Source organism: Brevibacillus jepli (assembly GCF_047229145.1).
Classification (GTDB): Bacteria; Bacillota; Bacilli; order Brevibacillales; family Brevibacillaceae; genus Brevibacillus.
This window is the reverse complement of record NZ_JBFEFW010000008.1, coordinates 190,500-210,669: the sequence shown is the minus strand read 5'-3', so window position 1 is coordinate 210,669 and position 20,170 is coordinate 190,500. Positions and strand designations below refer to the sequence as shown.

At 46.2% G+C, this 20,170-nt stretch carries 18 protein-coding genes and 1 pseudogene; 13 read left to right on the top strand and 6 right to left on the bottom strand.

Going from position 1 to position 20,170, the window contains the following annotated elements; all coding sequences use genetic code 11:
• Window positions 1-95: 95 nt before the first annotated feature.
• The 7 genes from AB1L17_RS11320 (at window position 96) to AB1L17_RS11290 (ending at window position 6,904) form a co-directional block, all read left to right on the top strand.
• Entirely contained in the window at window positions 96-266 is a 171-nt protein-coding gene (locus AB1L17_RS11320) for a hypothetical protein (protein WP_412844762.1), read from the top strand.
• A 351-nt stretch (window positions 267-617) separates the two neighbouring features.
• Window positions 618-2,363: a peptide-binding protein gene (locus AB1L17_RS11315; protein ID WP_412844763.1), complete on the top strand. Its 1,746-nt coding sequence runs from the start codon at window positions 618-620 to the stop codon at window positions 2,361-2,363.
• Between the two features lie 85 nt (window positions 2,364-2,448).
• Complete coding sequence (locus AB1L17_RS11310; RefSeq protein ID WP_412844764.1) at window positions 2,449-3,420, top strand: ABC transporter permease; 972 nt, start codon at window positions 2,449-2,451, stop codon at window positions 3,418-3,420.
• Entirely contained in the window at window positions 3,417-4,397 is a 981-nt protein-coding gene (locus AB1L17_RS11305) for an ABC transporter permease (RefSeq protein ID WP_412844765.1), read from the top strand. Before AB1L17_RS11310 ends, AB1L17_RS11305 begins: the two co-directional genes overlap by 4 nt.
• Window positions 4,373-5,419, top strand: coding sequence for an ABC transporter ATP-binding protein (locus AB1L17_RS11300; RefSeq protein ID WP_412844766.1), 1,047 nt, complete (start codon window positions 4,373-4,375; stop codon window positions 5,417-5,419). The genes AB1L17_RS11305 and AB1L17_RS11300 overlap by 25 nt, the downstream gene beginning before the upstream one ends.
• Window positions 5,416-6,390, top strand: a complete 975-nt coding sequence (locus tag AB1L17_RS11295; protein WP_412844767.1) for an ABC transporter ATP-binding protein — start codon at window positions 5,416-5,418, stop codon at window positions 6,388-6,390. The genes AB1L17_RS11300 and AB1L17_RS11295 overlap by 4 nt, the downstream gene beginning before the upstream one ends.
• A 298-nt stretch (window positions 6,391-6,688) precedes the next feature.
• A complete protein-coding gene (locus tag AB1L17_RS11290; RefSeq protein WP_412844768.1) occupies window positions 6,689-6,904 on the top strand; it encodes a hypothetical protein in 216 nt (71 codons plus the stop codon).
• 71 nt (window positions 6,905-6,975) lie between these two features.
• Here the strand turns inward: AB1L17_RS11290 and AB1L17_RS11285 are convergent, their stop codons facing one another.
• Complete coding sequence (locus AB1L17_RS11285) at window positions 6,976-7,146, bottom strand: hypothetical protein (RefSeq protein WP_412844769.1); 171 nt, start codon at window positions 7,144-7,146, stop codon at window positions 6,976-6,978.
• 423 nt (window positions 7,147-7,569) lie between these two features.
• Between AB1L17_RS11285 and AB1L17_RS11280 the strand changes: the two are divergent.
• The 5 genes and pseudogenes from AB1L17_RS11280 to AB1L17_RS11260 form a co-directional block, all read left to right on the top strand.
• Window positions 7,570-7,827, top strand: a pseudogene (locus AB1L17_RS11280) (peptide ABC transporter ATP-binding protein); the annotation flags it as partial.
• 74 nt (window positions 7,828-7,901) lie between these two features.
• A complete protein-coding gene (locus tag AB1L17_RS11275) occupies window positions 7,902-8,438 on the top strand; it encodes an oligopeptide/dipeptide ABC transporter ATP-binding protein (RefSeq protein WP_412844770.1) in 537 nt (178 codons plus the stop codon).
• Window positions 8,439-9,002: 564 nt separating this feature from the next.
• The gene (locus AB1L17_RS11270; RefSeq protein ID WP_412844771.1) at window positions 9,003-10,058 is read left to right on the top strand and encodes a DUF5050 domain-containing protein; all 1,056 of its coding nucleotides are present in this window, start codon (window positions 9,003-9,005) and stop codon (window positions 10,056-10,058) included.
• A 623-nt stretch (window positions 10,059-10,681) separates the two neighbouring features.
• Complete coding sequence (locus AB1L17_RS11265; protein ID WP_412844772.1) at window positions 10,682-11,512, top strand: hypothetical protein; 831 nt, start codon at window positions 10,682-10,684, stop codon at window positions 11,510-11,512.
• 12 nt (window positions 11,513-11,524) lie between these two features.
• Window positions 11,525-11,707, top strand: a complete 183-nt coding sequence (locus AB1L17_RS11260) for a hypothetical protein (RefSeq protein WP_412844773.1) — start codon at window positions 11,525-11,527, stop codon at window positions 11,705-11,707.
• A gap of 77 nt (window positions 11,708-11,784) precedes the next feature.
• Here the strand turns inward: AB1L17_RS11260 and AB1L17_RS11255 are convergent, their stop codons facing one another.
• Both AB1L17_RS11255 and hisC read right to left on the bottom strand, forming a co-directional pair.
• Window positions 11,785-13,083 carry an MFS transporter gene (locus AB1L17_RS11255; protein WP_412844774.1) on the bottom strand — a complete coding sequence of 433 codons (1,299 nt, stop codon included), beginning with the start codon at window positions 13,081-13,083 and terminating at the stop codon, window positions 11,785-11,787.
• Between the two features lie 191 nt (window positions 13,084-13,274).
• The gene (gene hisC / locus AB1L17_RS11250; protein WP_412844775.1) at window positions 13,275-14,390 is read right to left on the bottom strand and encodes a histidinol-phosphate transaminase; all 1,116 of its coding nucleotides are present in this window, start codon (window positions 14,388-14,390) and stop codon (window positions 13,275-13,277) included.
• 229 nt (window positions 14,391-14,619) lie between these two features.
• Here hisC and AB1L17_RS11245 point away from each other — a divergent pair, with 229 nt between their 5' ends.
• Window positions 14,620-16,077 (top strand): aminotransferase class I/II-fold pyridoxal phosphate-dependent enzyme, encoded by a 1,458-nt coding sequence (locus AB1L17_RS11245; RefSeq protein WP_412844944.1) that lies wholly within the window; start codon window positions 14,620-14,622, stop codon window positions 16,075-16,077.
• A 131-nt stretch (window positions 16,078-16,208) separates the two neighbouring features.
• Here AB1L17_RS11245 and AB1L17_RS11240 read toward each other — a convergent pair whose 3' ends face one another.
• From AB1L17_RS11240 to AB1L17_RS11230, 3 genes are read right to left on the bottom strand one after another with little or no spacing between them, the layout of a single operon-like run.
• Window positions 16,209-17,303, bottom strand: a complete 1,095-nt coding sequence (locus AB1L17_RS11240) for a GerAB/ArcD/ProY family transporter (RefSeq protein WP_412848869.1) — start codon at window positions 17,301-17,303, stop codon at window positions 16,209-16,211.
• A 3-nt stretch (window positions 17,304-17,306) separates the two neighbouring features.
• Window positions 17,307-18,428: a Ger(x)C family spore germination protein gene (locus tag AB1L17_RS11235; protein WP_412844777.1), complete on the bottom strand. Its 1,122-nt coding sequence runs from the start codon at window positions 18,426-18,428 to the stop codon at window positions 17,307-17,309.
• Window positions 18,425-19,951: a spore germination protein gene (locus tag AB1L17_RS11230; RefSeq protein ID WP_412844778.1), complete on the bottom strand. Its 1,527-nt coding sequence runs from the start codon at window positions 19,949-19,951 to the stop codon at window positions 18,425-18,427. The genes AB1L17_RS11235 and AB1L17_RS11230 overlap by 4 nt, the downstream gene beginning before the upstream one ends.
• Window positions 19,952-20,170 lie beyond the last annotated feature (219 nt).

Sequence of the window (20,170 nt, the reverse complement as noted above, 5' to 3'; positions counted from 1 at the left end):
TAGTTGGTATTGTTCGCAAAAGACTGTTGATACCATATTTTTGGTTCACCTAGATGTTTGCAGGGTGACGACGTCATTTAATAAAGGTGAGAAATATGGAGAATGCGCTCATTGGATTTATCAGTACTCTTATTGTGGGGACTGTCATTTTCGTCAGTGTCTGGTGGGAAGGTACGTATTTCAGTTGGAAATTTACAAAGTGGTTCTTCGGTATTTTGTTTGCAATAGCGTTAGGAGTCGGAGGGTATTCGTTTACCATTGGATAAGCACTGTCGAAATGGCGGAGATTAACAATATTCTATTGATAAATAAAATTTTATTGAATGAAATAGATTTACCAAAAACAAACAGTTGTCACAATCGCTTCTACCGTGATGACTGTTTGTTTTTGTCTGCCTCCCTTTCTTTTACCTTACCTATCAGCTTTTTGGTCTACTTTTCCTATTAATGAGCCTTTCACACATGATTATTATAGGTCTTTATATTTTACTTATTTTTCTTTATTAAAAAAATATTCTCAAAATAGAAAATTTTATTTAGAATTAAAGACAAACCTTTGCACAGATAGTACTTTCTGGAAAAAGGTTTAGAAATCATGAGAAAGAGGGGGATATGCTTTGAAAAAAGGGAAAGGTTGGTTGAAGCCGTTGGCACTGCTTTCGTTAACCGGCGCGCTGTTAGTCGGTTGTTCGAGCAGCAACACCGCTTCACCAGGGACTGCAACACCAGCACCAACACAGAAACCGGTGGAACAGGTTGCTCCGCAGGCGACCAGTACGGACGATGAGAAGCCAGTAGATGGAGGGACATTTACGCATTCTTCACCTTCTGACATCGTAACCATCAATCCATTATTCCAGACAGACACGACATCCGGTGAAGTCATGGAGTATACGCAGGCTTATCTGTACAACTTGGATAAAACCTTTGCCATGACGGTATACCCTTGGTCAATAGCTGCTGAATTACCGAAAGTGAGTGAAGATGGATTAACTTATACAGTAAAGATGAAAAATACAGCGAAATGGTCTGATGGTAAGCCAATCACTGCAGACGATTTGGTTTTTACGATTAATACAATTATAAATCCTGAAGCGGCTTCACCGTTAATTTCCCAGTTTGAGCAAGTCAAGGAAGTTAAAAAGCTGGATGACTACACGGTAGAAATCCATATGAAAAAATTGCATGCGCCATTTGCTTTCGCGCTCATTCGCCAACTGGTACCGTATCACGTGCTAAAAGATGTTCCAGCAAAAGATTTACAAGCACATCCATATGGAAAAGACCCGGCTAAGACACCGACTTCCGGTCCATTCAAATGGACGGAGTGGAAACAGAAGGAGTACCACGTCCTGGATGCTAATCCTGATTACTGGGGCGAAAAGAAGCCACATATTCAAAAGGTAATCTACAAGATTTATGCGGACCAAAATACGGAAGTACAGGCTCTGATCAAGGGCGATGTCGATCTGGTTAATTCTATTCCTATCCCTCAGATGGAAGCGGTAAAAGCGAAGGAACATATTAGCGTCTCGACAGAACCAGGTCCTTCTTATGAGTACCTTGCTTTCAACTTTGACAAGAAAAACTTCCCGAACAACTACGGTCTGTTTGAGGGCCAAAAAACTCGTCAGGCCATTTCTCATGCCATCAACCGTCAAGGGATCATCGACAATGTCTTGAAAGGAACGGGTAAATTGATGAACGCACCATTCCTGCCAGGTACATGGGCAGATCCGGGTGATGCGGCCGTTCATTACGAATATAGCGCAGAAAAAGCAAAACAACTGTTGAAAGAAGACGGTTGGGTACCTGGCACAGATGGAATTCTCACCAAAGACGGCAATCGCTTCTCCTTCGAATTCATTTTCAACTCGGGGAACAGTCGTCGTGAACAGGCAGCGGTCGTGATCCAGCAAAACCTGAAAGAGGTTGGTATTGAAGCGAAACCAAAAGCTTTAGATTTCTCGGCTCTCGTTGACCAGTATGCGAATCCTGGAAAATTCCAGGCTATGTTACTAGGTTGGCAATTATCTGATCCAGATCCGGATGGCACAACGACTTTCACGAAGAAGGCATTCCCACCTGGCAATAACGCAGGTTGGTATGACAATCCCAAGCTGGATGCGCTGTGGGCAAAGGGTGTATCTACTGTAGTACAAGAAGAGCGGGCAGCAATCTATAAAGAAGTAGGAAAAGAAATCTCGACAAACTTGCCTTACGTATTCATGTACCAGTACGGAACGCCGAAAGGCATGAACAAACGCGTCAAATTTAAAGATGCTGACAAACCATCGTCCATGATTCCTTATGGCGAACTCCATGGCTTCCTGAACTGGTGGATCGTAGAAGAGAAAAAATAGGATTCGCATGTAGCGGTAACAAAACGATCAAGGGAAGGGAATAATTATTTCCCTTCCCTTTTTTCAAATGAAAGGAGGATGCTGATTGGCTGAATATTTGGTACGTCGCGTACTGCAATCCATTCTAGTCTTGTTTTTGATTACAGTGGTGTCATTTGGACTGATGCATGCAGCGCCGGGGGGCCCTCTCAAAGTAATGCTCTCTCCCGGACTATCTCAGGAAGCACAACTCGTTCAAATGAAAAATTTGGGGTTGGATCAGCCTGTCCATGTCCAATACATACGTTGGATTGGTAATTTGCTCCAAGGTGATTTGGGACATACCTTTAAAAATAACATTCCGGTTGGCGATATTTTGTGGCCGACCGTCTGGAATACGTTTGTACTCATGTCTGTGGCGTGGGGGCTTTCCATGCTGATCGCCATCCCATGGGGAATTTACAACAGTACACGTCAGTATTGTCTGTCAGATCAAATCGCCTCGATTGTAGCCTATCTGGGCTTTGCTATACCTACTTTTTGGTTTGGGATTATGCTGCAGCAATTGTTTGCGATGCAGCTAAACCTATTGCCATTATCCGACATGTGGACGATGGGGAAGGAAGGACAAATAAGCGACCTGATTTTGCACTTGATCCTTCCTGTCACGGTGTTAACATTGGTGAACATTGCCCAATATGTCAAATATACGCGCGCGAGTATGCTGGAAGTATTGGAACAGGATTATGTTCGAACGGCTCGTGCCAAAGGAATGAAAGAAAGACGGGTCATTTTCCGCCATACGCTGCGTAACGCATTGATTCCTGTCGTGACCATCATCGGATTAGATTTGCCGACTCTCGTAGCAGGAGCAGCGTTGACAGAGAGTGTGTTTAACTGGCCTGGCATGGGCCGTCTGTTTGTGGAGATGGCTGTAGCCCGTGAGTACTCTGTTTTGATGTCGATCACGCTCTTGATTTCATTTATGGTCATCGTCGGTAATTTGCTGGCGGATTTAATATACGCACTGGTTGACCCGCGCGTACAGCTTGGACGAAAAGGAGGCAGGGCAGCATGAGTCAAGTGCAGCTACAAGATGACACTGTGGTTGAAACGAATCGACCGGGTGGACAGCTACCGACGAATCCTGTTGGCCAAAAGCCTCCTGGACTCTGGGCAACGGCAGGCAAAAAGTTTATGCGCAATCCGTATGCTGTTGGCGGATTGATCGTACTCCTGTTTTTTATTGGGGTTGCTGTATTTGCCGATTGGATTGCACCGCATGACCCGGCAAAGGTTGATTTTATGATCGTGAACCTGCCGCCTGGAACAGAAGGGTATGTGCTTGGTACGGATGAACTCGGCCGCGATATTCTTTCCCGTCTCATTCACAGCAGTCGGGTGTCGATGCTGGTTGGTTTTAGCGTAGCTTTTGCTGCGGTTGTTATCGGAACACTGATTGGTGCAGTTTCCGGATATTTTGGCGGATGGATTGACACCATCTTCATGCGTCTTGTAGATGTGATGAACTCGATTCCGAGCCTGTTTTTCAACATTCTCGTTCTTGCTCTGTTTGGAGCTGAATTTGTCTACATGATCCTGATTCTGTCGCTGACGAGCTGGACAAGTGTGGCACGTCTGGTGCGCGGGCAGTTCTTGCAGCTGCGGGAGATGCAGTATGTGGAAGCAGCGAGAGCAATCGGCGTTTCGCATTGGGGCATTATTACGCGTCACCTGATTCGCAATGCAATGGCTCCGATCATTGTGTACGCAACGCTGATGGTTGCTTCTGCGATTTTATCAGAGTCGGGTCTCTCTTATTTAGGTTTGGGAATCCAACCGCCTGAAACTAGCTGGGGATTAATGCTGAGCAAGGCACAGGAGTTCATGCTGGTCGATCCTTTGCAAGCGCTTTATCCAGGTCTTTGCATTTCGCTCGTCGTGCTTGCGGTCAACTTCGTCGGAGACGGCATCCGCGATGCATTCGACCCACGTAAGAAAAAGAAGAATCCGAAAAGGAGGTTGAACAAGTGGAACGCAACATCCTCGAAATAAAAAATTTGACCACTTGTTTCTTTACGGATGATGGAACTGTCAAGGCAACGGATCGAGTGAGCATCAACGTGGGGAAAGGGCAGACAGTGTGCCTGGTCGGGGAATCCGGTAGTGGGAAGAGTGTGACGTCGCTTGCGGTCATGCGACTGATTGATTATGCAGGTGGATTTATTCAGAGTGGAAACGTCATGTTTCATGGAGAGGACCTCGCGGCAAAAGACCTGGACGAAATGATTGACATTCGTGGCAACAAAATCGCGATGATCTTCCAAGATCCGATGTCGGCGCTCAATCCGGTTTTTTCCGTTGGTGACCAAATTGCAGAGAGCTTGATGCTGCATCAAAATATGAGCCGACAGGATGCGTTTAAAAAAGCGATTGAAATGCTGCGGTTGGTTGGTATCCCGGCTCCAGAAGTACGGGTCAGGCAGTTCCCGCACGAAATGTCTGGAGGAATGTGCCAGCGCGTGGTCATTGCAATGGCGCTAGCCTGCAATCCGCAGATGCTGATAGCAGACGAGCCAACAACTGCACTTGATGTTACGGTTCAGGCGCAAATTTTGGATTTGCTCAGACGGCTGCAAAAGGAATTGGGCATGTCGATTTTGCTGATTACCCACGATATGGGGGTAGCCGCAGAGATGGCGGATCGGATCGCAGTCATGTATGCAGGAACGATTGTGGAGGAGGGGACAGTCGAACGGATTTTTGACGAGCCCCGACATCCTTACACGATCGGCTTACTGCAATCCATTCCCGGATTTGAAGGGGAGCGCGGCGGTGAATTGTATACGATCCAAGGCACAATCCCGAGCATCACCCAATTGCCGACAGGCTGCCGTTTTCACCCGCGTTGTCCGCATGCGATCGACAAATGCCGAAAAGAGGAACCCATCTTGCGCGAGGTGGTTACGGGACAACAAGTGGCTTGCTGGTTGAATGAAGATGTCAACAATCAATTCATAAGAAATCAGCGCGCAAATTCAGCCGCTGGAAACAAAGCAGAGGTGAACCGCCAATGAATCGGGAGTATTTGATCGAAGCAAAAGAAATCAAAAAGTATTTTCCGATTAAGGCTGGCTTGCTGAGCCGTGTCGTCGGTCATGTAAAAGCGGTAGATGATGTATCCTTCGGCATTCGGCCAGGTGAGACATTCGGGCTCGTAGGAGAATCGGGCTGCGGGAAGTCGACGCTCGGGCGTGTCGTGCTGAATTTGCAGAGGGCGACGAGCGGAGAAGTGTTGTTTGACGGAACCAATATCCATCAGGTGAACAGCCAAGAGAATTTGAAGCTGAGACGGGATATGCAGATTATTTTCCAGGACCCGTTTGGTTCGTTGAATCCGCGGTTTCTGGTAAGCGATATTATTGGTGAGCCGTTACGAGTTCATCTGCGTGTGTCGGCAAAAGAAATGGATGAGCGGGTAGTCGAACTGATGAGTCTCGTCGGACTAGATCCTTCGAGGCGGAATCGGTATCCGCATGAGTTTTCCGGCGGACAGCGGCAACGGATCGGTATCGCGCGATCGATTGCGCTCTCTCCGCGGTTTATTGTGGCAGATGAAGCCGTTTCTGCGCTGGATGTATCCGTACAGTCACAGGTTTTGAACCTGATGATGAAATTGCAAAAAGAGATGGGGCTGACCTATCTATTTATCGCGCATGGTCTGAATGTGGTGCGCCATATTTCAGATCGGGTAGGCGTAATGTACTTGGGGAAAATGGTGGAGATTGCACGAACGGATGACTTGTTTGCACAACCACTGCATCCGTATACGGCGGCATTGTTGTCGGCGATTCCGAAGCCTACTCCGCATCGGAGGCAGGAGAGAATCGTCTTGCAAGGGGATGTACCCTCTCCAGCCAATCCGCCGTCTGGTTGTCGTTTTCATCCCCGTTGCCCAATGGCGCAGGAGAGATGCAGCCAGGAGATTCCAGAGCTCATCGAGGTTGGGCAGGATCGACAGGTAGCGTGTCATTTCCCATTGGCATAGAGCTTGGAAAGGTGGAAATTCACTCTCATTTATCTTTTGAGATAAAAAAGGGTTGAGTTTCTATAAGAGGATGTGCTAGTCGCCCCCTCCTGCTCAACTTCCCGAACAACTACGGAATGTTCGAAGGAGAAAAAACCGGTCAGGCAATCGCACACGAAATGAATCGACAAGGTATTATCGATAATATCGTGAAAGGTACCGGAAAATTGATTGACGCGCCGTTTTTACCAGACACATGAGCAGAGCCGGGCGATCGGCAGTCCATTATGAATATAGATCAGAAAAAGCAAAGCAACTGTTGAAAGAAGAGGGTTGGGTATCTGGAAAAGACGGAATCCTCGAAAAAGACGGCAATCGCTTCTGCTTTGAATTCATTTTCAACTCGGGGAACAGTCGTCGTGAGCAGGTAGATTACTTCCTGACAAAGTACTTTGTGAATACCGAGAAACGTGGTATAAGCCATGGAATCAGTGAGACACTCATGAACGACATTCGAAACCATCGGCAAGACTAGAACCACGAGCTGGTACCGACTGCATAACAAAAGAGAAATTAAGAAAGCCCCCAAGTGGAGGCTTACTCAAACTAATTGGGATTATATTGGTCATTGGCACCGCCGCCACCACCGGGGAGATCGGGGCGATTACCACCAGGTATACCATGCCCTCCCCCTCTAGGATCCTTGAATGCAAGCGCAGCACTAGAGACTGACATAACCATCACGATTGCTAAAGCAATGGCTAAAAACTTTTTCATAGTTTCACCTCCTTACTGAATATCATGACAATATATTAACATATTTGGGGTTTTATGTAAATCTATTGAGAGACGAGTAATGAGATTAACAAAATATTTCGGGGGTGAAGGAGGGATGGATAAAGCTCAACAAATTACGGTTCAGGTATTGAAAATACATGACCATGCGGTAGTTCCTCAGTATACGAGAGACTTGTAGCTACAGAAGATGTCATCATCGGTTCAGGAGAAACCGCTGAAGTTCGAACAGGTCTAATAATAGCCCTTCCTCCTGGATACGAGTTGCACATCAGACCAAGGTCAGGTGTAAGTGTGAAACCGAAGCTAATAGTTAGTAATGCACCAGGGACGTTGATGCAGGGTACCGGGGGGAGGTCGCGATTCTGATCGATAACATGTTCCAACCGATACAGAAGCTTGAATATGACCCCTGAAATGCTGATAGCAGACGAGCTAACAAATGCTATTGACGTTAGTTACGGTTCGGGCGCAAATTTTGGATTGGCTCAGACGACTGCAAAAGGAATGGGGCATTTCGATTTGCTGATTACCCATGACATGGGGGGAGCTGCAGAGATGGAGGATCGTATCGCGGTCATGTATGCAGGAACGATTGTAGAAGAAGGGATGGTCGAGCGAATTTTTGACGAGCCCCGACATCCTTACACGATCGGCTTACTGCAGTCCATTCTCGGATTTGAAGGGGAGCGCAGCGGTTTATACGATCCAAGGAACCATAACCGAGCATCACCCAATTGCCGACAGGCTGCCGTTTTCACCCGCGTTGTCCGCATGCGATCGACAAATGCCGAAAAGAGGAACCCATCATTGCGCTATCTCCACGGTTTATTGTGGCGGATGAAGCTGTATCGGCGCTGGATGTGTCCGTACAGTCTCAGGTATTGAACCTGATGATGAAACTACAAAAAGAGATGGGGCTGACCTATCTATTTATCGCGCATGGTCTGAATGTGGTGCGCCACATTTCTGATCGGGTAGGCGTGATGTACTTGGGGAAAATGGTGGAGATTGCACGAACGGATGACTTGTTTGCACAGCCACTGCATCCGTATACGGCGGCATTGTTATCGGCGATTCCGAAGCCTACTCCGCATCGGAGGCAAGAGCGGATCGTCCTGCAAGGGGATGTACCATCTCCAGCCAATCCGCCGTCTGGTTGTCGTTTTCATCCGCGTTGCCCAATGGCGCAGGAGAGATGCAGCCAGGAGATTCCAGAGCTCACCCTGGTTGGGCAGGATCGGCAGGTCGCGTGTCATTTCCCTTTAGGATAGATGCTTTGAACGATCCCACCACTTAGGCTAGCGCCTTGAAGTGGGGGATTCTTGGGTAATCTCTCGCAACCGAGAGAAGTTTACCAAGCTATCCCCGTAGTTCCTACGGTTATGACAAAACGTGTACATTGGACTCTGCTCTCTGACCTACTGCTTGGTTTTCGCTTTTCGGTCAGAGAGGGCGAATGTGCTTGAACATTTTACGTGGCAGAGCGTTTCCTGCCACAACCCCAAATGTTCAGTTTTCAATGAGCAATCTGTACAAGTCAATTATACCCGTTCTTGTAAGTCAATCAAAGAAGTAGTCGGACAATTAGGAAGGCTAAAGCCTTCCCTTGTCCGAAGCCGATTCATCCCCCACTTTCGTCAAGCTATGCATGACTTGGAACTGGGAGTCTCCTCGGCTAAATACGATAAAAGGAAATACTCATCGCTTAGGCGGGTGTTTCTTTTTTTTGTTTGAAAAATTCACTAAAGATATCCATTTTGCGATAGACAAAAGCGAAGGCGCTTTGATACATATAAGTCAGTGCTTGTTTATTGTAAAAAAATGGGGGTGGTATCGTGAAAAGAAAAAGCATTGCGAGTCTGATCGTTTCCGTTACGCTATTCTTGTTGTTTACGCTCTATGGTTGTACCACAAGTACTTCAGAAAGCAGCTCACTGGGTAGCTATGCATCTCCTGGCTCAGTAGCAACGCAAGGAGATTGGATCTATTACAATGACAATGGTTTGTACAAAACGAAGCAGGATGGGAGCTCCTTGCAAAAATTGAGCACCGATTGGGCTGATGACATTACTGTCGTGGGAGACTGGATTTATTACATACGCAATAAGCCTTATGAATCGCTTTACAAGCTGGAGCTTGACACCTACGATATCAACGATACTTATGAAGATATGTATGAGCTCATCAAAATCAAGACGGATGGCAGCTCCAAAACAATCGTGAAAAGCGCAGATATGACACTACTCAATTCGAATGTGGAAGATCCAAATAACGTGTACGGTAGTTATGTAATAGACGACACGATTTACTTTCTTTCTAATTGGGCCGCTCTCTACAGGATGGATATCAATGGCGGAAATGAAAAGCGACTGCTTGATTATGTAGGAGGTCTGTATTTCTATCAGGATTGGATTATTTATACCACGGATAACGTGGGTCAGCTGTATAAAATGAAGAGAGATGGAACGCAAAATACGCTCATGAGCGAGGAGGAGCTAGAGGTAATCGGCGTGTCCAACGATTTTATCTACTATACAAAATGGGTAAACGAAAATGGCGTTGTCGATGTATTCAAAATTGGATTAAACGATTCGAAGGCGTCGCTGGTCAAGCAAGGGTTTTTGGGAACAGAAGATATGATAGTTTCTGGAAGCTTTATGTACTACCTTTCTAATCAGAGCGATGCGATTACCTTGGAGCGAATGAATTTAGAGGATGGCCAAATAACAACGCCCCATCCTTTTAGTGGATATTCCAGTCTGAAAATGAGTGGCAGTCGTGACTATCTCTTCTTAAATGGCTTTAAAAATTTTGATGACTCGACTCAACAGTTTTTCCAACTGAAATGGGGCGATACAAAAGTGGAAAAGGTAGGGCCAAAAGCGAAGTAAGGAGAAGAGCCACCTCAGAGGGGTGGCTCTATTGATATGGTTAATTATTCGGGGCATGAAGCTGACTTCGTTTTGAATATCAAAATCAGGAACACGAGCATATACTGATACGGTATCTTCCCTTTTTTCTCAAAACCGTCATTGAATTTGAAGGCGAGAACGCCAAGGATTGTGGAAATGAATTGTGCCAATGGCAGCAACATTGCCTGTAACAAAACGGGCACGGAAGTGGAAAAGCAGCACCCATAAGAGGGGTCTAAACAAAATCAAAACGGCATAAGGTATGGGGTATTACCAAGATGGATGGATAGCATTCGTGTTTGATAGCGGTGAAAATTGGGCAGACAGATAAGGGAGCGTTACGTGAAGAAGTACATCTCCAACACCGATAGGGGGCACGCACACTTGTTGAGATCATTTAAACCATTGAAGAAGATTGAGGAGAACAGCAAGATCGTACAACAGACGATACAGTACATAGGTAATCAAAAAGTTAGTACGATTACGATAGAAATGCCTAAAAAACTACCTAAATGTAGGTAGTTTTTTCCTATTGTGGAAAGTGAGTAGAATCGTTAAAATAATGAATAATGTAAAACTTTACCAGAAGGAGAGGTTTACAGGTGCTAAAGAATCTCGTGCAGAGCAATGTGAAAATTGTTTTTTCTGTTCTTGGCATCTTGTTCATTCTGGTCTCCTGGATCGTATTTGAAATGTTAAAAGGTTTGCTGCCAGATTTGATAGTAGACATACATACGTGGATGTTTAAACCGATCGAATGGCTGTTTTTTCTAGCACCACCAAATGAGGAAAACAAACTAGCTTCATTAGGCTCTGTACTAGGCTTGTCTATCCTGTATTCCGCCATTTTGGTAGGCATGGTACTCATTATCTTGTTTATCTGCAGCAAGATCAGAGGGAACGACATCGAGTTTCAGATGGAAGTGAAATATTGTGAGAAGGAGTTGGCCAATGCGATCTATAGCCTGGATGGCAGCGGGCAATCAACAGCGATTATCAATGCAAATGCCATCACATTTATGAAGGCATTTGAAATGGAAGTGAAGACGATTTACGGCTTGAAACCGGACGAGCTATGCTGTTATTGGATCGTACCCACGAATAATGACAAGCAGTTTGAAGTGTTTTACTTAACCGAGTTGAAGGATTTCGACACGGTACGAACACTTTTATTGTCTTCAATGCTTCAAGAAGATTGCAGAATTGCCGATAAACAAGTAAAGGGACGTATTCAAAACACCGACATTGAACAATTTGCGATTGTAAAAAACTTTGGCAAGTTCAGGCTCGGATTCGCGGTAGCTGTTTACAAGAATGACACATTTACTCCCGAAAATATGCAGGAGTTCGAGCGGCTAACTACGTATATGTTACTATTGGGATTCGTTACCAAGTTTGTGAATAAGGTCAAAACCTTAAAGAGAGCTAGTTAGGAGTGGGATACGATGAAATTGGCTGAGTTCTTCTCGAAAAGAGGCAACGAAAATGCTGTTTACTCGAAAAATCTCTCTTCCAAGAAGAAGATTCCCAACAGCAAATTTACTCCTGGCTTTGCTAGCTTAAAACAGATTGTTGATGAACATAGTCCGAATGAGCGACATGATGATAAAGCGGTTGGAGGAAAGTAACACTGCCTGTGAGCAGTGTTACTTTTTTGTTTTGGGGCTATTTTGGATAGAGAAGAAGCCACCTGTTGAAGGTGGCTTTAACTTTTCGATATGTCCACGCAATGCTGCTTGCTCTTGCTGTGGGACCAGATCAGGACAGGGACCAGCAGCAACGATAGAACGCCTCCGGCAAGCGAGAGTGTTGCGTAGCTGGAGTTTGCGACAACCATACCAGACAGGGCTCCGCCGGATGCACCAGCCAAGGCAATCAAGACATCAACCGTGCCTTGCGTTTTCGCACGAGTGGCGGGCTGTGTTGCATCTACGATGAGCGCAGTACCACTAATTAAGCCAAAATTCCAGCCCAGTCCGAGCAGCGCAAGAGCGGTAATGAGTAGCGGCATGGAATCTGCTGGCGCAAAAGCAGCAAGCATGCTGGCTGCAAGCAGAATGACTCCGGAGGCATACGCCATTGTGGAGCGCCCGATCTTGTCAACCAGTACACCCGTCAAGAGGGAGGGGAGGTACATCGCGCCGATATGGATACCGATGACGATTCCTACTTCGCCCAGACCATGTCCGTGGTGCTGCATATGTACAGGCGTCATCGTCATAATGGCGACCATGACGATCTGCGTTAAAATCATGACGGTGGCTCCCACGATAAGTCCTCGGTTGTTGCCTGCAAGAGTATGCTCATTCAAGACGGATGGGGAGCTCTGATCTGATTGCTGTGCTTCCGCGATTGCTTTCGAAACGACGAATGGGTCAGGTCGAAGCCATACCAAAAATACGAGACCAGCCAGAATGAAGGCAGCGGCGCCTAGGATAAAAGGACCAGCCAATGCGGGGACACCGATTGACGTAGCAAACCGCCCCATGACTTCCACCAGGTTTGGACCTGCAACTGCCCCGAATGTAGTGGATACCATGGCAATGCTAACAGCAGTAGCTCGTTGTTGAGGCTTTGCCAAGTCTGTTCCTGCATAGCGGGCTTGCAGGTTAGTAGCGGTACCTGCACCGTATAGAATCAAGGAAGCGAACAGAAGGACAACACTATTTGCTACCGCTGCAATTACGACCCCAATCGCGCCTATTCCACCGGCTAAGAATCCGGTTGCGAGTCCGAAACGACGTCCAAAGCGTTGAGAGAGTCGCCCGACCAGCCATGCAGCAACGGCAGAGCCAAGCGTGAGCAATGCGGCAGGAATTCCGGCGAGACTTTCCGATCCGAGCATATCCTGGGCGAGGAGCGCTCCTACAGTGACACCTGCAGCCAGTCCTGCACCACCGAAAATTTGAGAAATGACCACGATCAACAGCGTTCGTTTGTATAGTCTTTGCTGCTTATCTGGAGAGTCGATGTAGCTTTGCAAATCTACGGGTTTGAGTGACATCTGAACCACCTTTCTATGGCGTACAAGCTTTCGTGAAGTTATGAAATTTCTGTCATTACCGCGTGTGGAAATGAATGGAGAAAGCTGCATTCAGTATAGTATTGGGGACGGGTAAACACAAGGATAATCCAGCCTAAAAAGCACTTTGAAAAAGCAAAAACACCGGACTTTTTCTAGCCGGTGTTTTTCGTTCATTTTCCTATCGTAAGCAACAGCTCACGGAGGTTTTCAATCAGAATTTGATTTTCTTCTAGCGTACCTACACTGATCCGGATATGCTCCGGCAACCCCCAAGTGTCCCCATAGCGCAATATAATCCCTCGTGCCAGCAGCTCTTGATAAATAGCACCCGCATTTGGCCCCAATTTTGCCAAAACAAAATTAGACATACTCACGGTATAGGAAATATTCATTTCATCGAACGCGTCATAGAGCTGCTTGCGGCCCTTCGTGTTTTCCGCGAGGGATTTATCATAATGCTCCACATCTCCAAGGGCGGTAATAGCGGCTGTTTGTGCCAACGAATTGACGTTAAACGGCTCTTTTACTTTTAAGATTTTTTGGATCACGAATGGGTGAGCGACGCCAAAACCGACTCGAATACCTGCTAGTGCATAAATTTTGGAGAATGTTTGTAAAACGAGGATGGGGTAACCTTGACGGACAAACTCCATACCGGTTGTGTAATCCTCTGCTGTTGCGTAGTGACTGTAAGCAGCGTCGAGTACCAGGAGCACCCCATCTGGTAATTGATCTAGCAAAACCGCCAAGTCTTGACGAGTCAAGTATGTGCCTGTCGGATTGTTGGGGGAACAAAGGTAGACAAGCTTAGTTCTATCAGTGATCGCTGCCAAAATGGCGGAAACATTGAATGCGTAATCAGCCTCAAGCGGGACTGTTTTGATGGCAGCCCCCATTACATGTGCGCCGAATTCATATTCACGAAAGGTAGGAGAAGGAACAACGATTTCGTCCTCGGGCTCCAAGTAGGTTTCGGAAAGGAGCTTGATCAGTTCGTCACCACCGTTTGTGACAAGCAAGTGCTCCGGGGATAGTTTAAGATGATCGGCCAGATGCTCTTTCAGAGTGGTCGTATTGGCGTCAGGGTAACGATGCAGCTCCGGGAGTGAGCCGAGAATGGCTCGGATGATCTTCGGGGATGGGCCGAGCGGATTTTCATTCGATGCTAATTTTATGACATGGGAAAGTCCGTACATTTTTTTCAATTCCCAAATTGGCATTCCAGGTTGATAGGATTGTATCTTTTCTAATGTTTTTCTTGAGTGGATCGTTGGCAGCTTGCTCATGCTATGGCCTCCCAAACTTCATGGTAGCACCACTGTAAGTGAAATCTACAGCACTGTAACCAGCCAATTCATGAAAGATGAAACGTACCAATTTACGGGAAAGTACACAAATTGGATGGTTCATAAAAGTCAAGATTGGATCATGTAGGAAGGTTCTGCTTGTTCTATAATCAGCCCAGAAACATCACTCATTCAAACAACACGGAAGGATAGTGAGGTGGGAGAAATGTTGATTCAGGGGCAAACGCCGCTTTTTAACGGGCTGAGAAAGCATGCCCAGAAGAATCCAATCCAATTCCATATACCAGGTCATAAGAAGGGGAAAGGGATGGATCCTGAATTTCGATGGTTCATGGGAAAAAATGCACTTTCCATCGATTTGATTAACATTGAACCATTAGATGATTTGCATCAACCAAAAGGAATCATTAAACAAGCGCAGGAATTGGCTGCTGAAGCTTTTGGCGCTGATCACACCATATTTTCTGTTCAAGGTACGAGCGGTGTCATTATGACTATGATTATGGCGGTATGTAATCCTGGTGATAAAATTATCGTGCCACGGAATGTCCACAAATCAATCATGAGTGGAATCGTTCTATCGGGTGCGACACCTATCTTTTTGCATCCAGAAATAGACCCTGTCTTCGGGATCTCGCATGGAATTACACCACAATCGGTGGAGCAAGCATTGGAGCAGCATCCTGACGCGAAGGCTGTTTTAGTCATCAACCCAACCTATTTCGGAATTGCTGGTGACTTGAAGAGTATCGTTCAAATCGCGCATGCAAGAGGAGTGCCTGTCCTCGTAGATGAAGCGCATGGCTCACATGTTCACTTCCATCCAAAGCTTCCGCTGTCAGCGATGCAAGCAGGTGCAGATATGGCTGCAAGCAGCATGCATAAATTAGGAGGCTCTCTGACGCAGAGCTCGTTGTTGAACATTCAGGGAAATCTTGTTTCGATCCAGCGTGTACAAGCTATTTACAGTATGCTCACGACTACGTCCACTTCCTATTTATTGCTCGCTTCGCTGGATGTGGCGAGAAAGCGGTTGGTTACATCCGGGAAAACTCTGCTGGATCAAACGATTCAGCTGGCAAATGAAGCACGGGCACAAATCAATAAAATTGATCATTTGTACTGCATCGGTAGGGAAATTATCGGGACAAATGGAGCGTTTGCTCATGATCCGACCAAGCTGGTCATTTCGGTAAAGGACCTCGGCATTACGGGGTATGATGCTGAAAAATGGCTCCGTGACCGCTATAACATTGAAGTGGAGCTATCTGACCTGTACAACATCGTTTGTATTATCACACCAAGTGATACCAAAGAAGATTTGCAGATTCTTGTCTATGCATTGGAGGAGCTGGCTGCTGGGTCCGAGGACCAAGTAAACAGAGGGGACCGCCCGAAAATGCAGCTGCCCAAAATACCCGTACTCGCTGTCACCCCGCGCGATGCTTTTTACGCACCGACGGAGATGATTCCCGTCGAACAATCCGTGGGAAGAATTATCGCAGAGTTTGTCATGGTATATCCGCCGGGTATTCCGATTTTTATCCCGGGTGAGATCATTTCGGAAGAGAACCTCATCTATACGAAGAAAAACATGGAGGCAGGCCTGCCGGTGCAGGGCTTTGAAGACCCCGCGCTACAGACCATACGCGTCATCAAGGAGTAACCAGACAATAGGAATTGAATGTAAAAGAATAATAATACAAAACTCGCAGCACAAATTGCCGTTGCGTTAAATCGTAGCGAATCATAGGAGGAAAGGCCGCCTTAGGGTGGTCTTTTTCTTGTGCCTACTTATTAGGGGTTCCCTACTGCTTTTCCCCCTTTGATCCGGAAGAGAATGAGTAAAAAAATCGGCAGCAGCAGGAGCACATATCCATACTTGTAATAGGAGTGATTGACCTGCAAAAGTTGTTGATGATTGGAAAACGCGAGTAAAGATATGAAAAGCGTAATCAAACAGACGGGCAAGCTCAGCTTTTTGTAAGTGGTGGAAAGGAGAAAGGCAAGACATTCACAGATGGCGTACAAAAATACCGCTAATCGGATGAAACAGCCTGCTGTCATGGTATACAAACCATAAATGTCCCCTCGGCTTATAAATCCCAATTTTATTTGTCTGACTGTATTTTGCACGGGCCAGTCCAATTTTTCCGAGAGAGGCAACCCAAATACAGCAATGGCACTCATCAGCATCGATGCGCCCAAAAAAACGTTAAATAAAATAAGAAAGGAGAAACCATTGAAATCATGACGCACTCCGACCCTTTTTGTCTGAAGCAGGAGGACCAAGATCAATTCCCCCCACAATGCGACATAGTAAAGCGATCCCTCCAAAGCTGGCCCCCAGCCATTGTCGAGGATCGGTAAAATGCGGGCATATTCTTTTTCTTGCATGAGTGTTAGTCCAACAAGCGGTCCGGTTATCATCGTCATCAAAAAAAAGATGACGGCCATTCTAGCGATGGATTCAATGTTTCTTTGCAAGCCAAACCAGATGAGAAACATGAAGCCCGTTCCAATTGCCCAAAGAGGCGTTTCGGGCAAAAAGGTAATTTTGACAAATTCCTCAAAGCCTCGCAGCGTCGTAACAGAAGCAAATGAAAAATAGGCGATTAAGATCACAGACAAGATCACAACAGTTGCTCTGCCGGCGATCTCAAATGTTCCAGTTAGCAACGAGGTGTTGGGAATCTTGCTTCGCAGAATGCTTAAGAGAAGGACGAATAAGATACCTGCTGGAATGCTGATGAGAGCAGATATCCAGCCGTCTTTGCCAGCCGTATGAATCAGCGGTTTAATCAAGATGACGTGTCCCATTATGGGGAGGCTCAATACATGGATCGAGACCCACTGGAATCTTGAAATCGTGCGGACGTCCAACGATCCCACTCCTTATTTTTCGCCAAGTTGCTCAGCCAGAAGTCCATTTAAGAGGAGCTTGCTCTGAACATTCACCTTTACATCCAGCTGTGAAAATTGTTCTGGCCATTGCTGTTCCCAGACTTTCCATTCTTTTGGATACTTGCGATGCACATATTCATGAAAACCGAAAATGTCCGCTTTGTTCTGTTGCGCGATAGCAACGGCCGAATTGATTTCCTCTTTAATGATATGACTCATTTTCATCTGCAACCATTTATACGTCTCGGTGTCCATAGGAATGGGATGATCGAGACTTCCGATAATTGCCTGTGGATGGACAGTTACCTGGATCTTTAGCTGATTATGTTCGAGAACGGGACGGATTTTTGCTCTGGAATCCAAAACCTCGATTGACCCGTATTGTCCAGGCTTCTTTAGGGGAACGATGACAACCGTGCTTTTTATTTGCCCTGTGACCCACAATAATCCGCGCACCTGCGTTTCATTGATGGAGGAGACAGCCTTTCCGTCTTTGATAATGACTGCCCCCGCTTCTCGACTTTCTTTCAGCGACTTAAATGGATGACTGATTGGTAAATATCCCACCTTTTCTTTGGTCGCGAGCATGCGCATGAGGTCGAGTGAACGGACAGGCGGGTATTTGCCGACAGCTCGACTTGCTATCATTTCTTCATTGATTTGCAGCGGCTGGATGTCGTTCGTATTTCCTTTTGTACGCAGGAGAGATTCTGCTTTCCCTTCTACATAAAGAATCCAGTGGCGTCCGGATAATTCCTGATCGCGAAAAAATAAGTCAAGGGGACCAATGATATCTTTTTTGGCTGCCTCGGTGCCAATGGCTAAGTACTGCATATGATGATAGCTAAGCTTGTACCCCGAGTACTCGATCATATTTCGGGCTGCGTCGAACATGGTATAACCTGTCGATTGGATAATCGTACTTGATGTTCCTCCTGCCTCTGCTTTTCCACTGCTTGGCTTCATGACGTTCACAGTAAGGACATAGCGGCCTTCCTCGTTCAGATCGATCCCGACAGCTGTGACGAATCTCGTTTCCGTGAGCTCGATGTTATTCCAGCATCCACCCAAGAGGAAAGTCAGTAAACCTACCACAACAGCGAGCGTCTTCATGAGCCATCTCCCTTATGCTTCTTCAGCGAGAAAGGGGACCCACCAGAGCTTAGTTTGATTAACCAGAGAGGAAAGCGAATCAAAAAATCCTTCCAATATTGCAGTCTCAAAGGTGCTAAAGGAGCCAGATAGGGTACGCCAAATGAACGGAGATCACACAAATAAATAGCGACCATATAAAAGACGAGAAAATTGCCGTACAGTCCAAGCACCGAAGCGGCAAAAATCGAAACGAATCGCAGAATGACGACCACATCGGAAATGGCAGGGAAAATAAACGAAGTGATGGCCGAAGCGGCAATGACAATAACGGTCGGCGCTCCTACTAACCCTGCACTAACGGCAGCCTCACCAATGACCAAAGCCCCTACAATGCTGACAGCTTGTCCAATGGGACGGGGCATACGTACGCCGGCCTCACGGAGCCATTCATACACGATTGCCATAATAAGCAGCTCGATTGGCAAAGGGAACGGAACACCTTCTCTGGCATTGATAAAACTGAATAACAACGTGGGTGGTACTAAATCTTTGTGGAAATTTTCAAAAGATATATAAAGAGATGGGAGAAATGCTGAGACAAAAAATGCTGCGTAACGAAGCAAGCGTAAAAAGCTGGCATAGAAGGGGCGAGAATAGTAGTCCTCCGGATTCTGGAAAAACTCTTGGAACGTAGCTGGTACCATGAGGGCAACGGGACTGCCATCCACTAAAATAGCAACACGCCCTTCCAAAATTTTGGCTACCAGGATGTCCGGTTTTTCACTGTTGTAGATCGTAGGGAAAATAGAAAACGGTTCGTCTTCGATCCATTGCTCGATATAACCAGAATCCAGGATGGCATCCATTTTAATGACAGATAGGCGCTTTCTCACCTCCTCGATCAATTCTTCCTTCACAATTCCACGGACGTAGGCGAGACATACTCTTGTATTCGATAGTGTACCGATCCAGTAGGTTTCAATTTGGAGATTGGGATTGTGATATCTTTTGCGAATGAGTGAGAGATTTGTGTCAATCGTTTCGATAAAGCCTTCGCGTGGCCCACGAATGACTGCTTCTTTAGAAGGCTCCTCCACACTTCTTTGTCCGAGCGATTTGGCTCCGATAAGAATGCATTGTGTCTGGTTATGAATAAAAAGAACGATATAGCCGCGGGAAAGCTGATCGAGCACTTTTTCAAGTGTGTTTTCCTTCCACGCCATCGAAACATGTAGAACCGAATTCATAATATGATCAACGATGCCTTCGTTTAGATTGCTAATGGTATTCATCAGCGGCCCAATGATATCTCGATCCATTACATCTTGATTCGTCATGCCTTTTAGGAATAGCAAAGAAGCTTGTTGAGATTGATTTGCCCCAAGCCAAAAGGTTCGGACGGCTAGGTCACTTGTGAACCCAAAATGACTGCGAACGGTGGTCACATTTGCCTGAAGGTCTTCCTGCAGGGGAGTTTCTTGGGCTTCTTGCGTCTGTTTTATGTGATGGATGGATAGCTTTCTCCTGAACTTTTTGATCACGTAGCTTCACCTAATCAACCAATTTTGTGGAAGTGCTCTTATCTTACCCACCGATTTCCAATTCCATGCGAGTAGAACAGGACCTTCTTACACATAGAAGGTCCTGTTTATGTCTAAATCGTGTCCAAATTGCTGCGAAATATTGAACATGGCTGGTTGATCCACTTCGTCATTGGCTGGTGACACTCCATCGGTCCGGCTTTAGAGTAAGACTTGTTT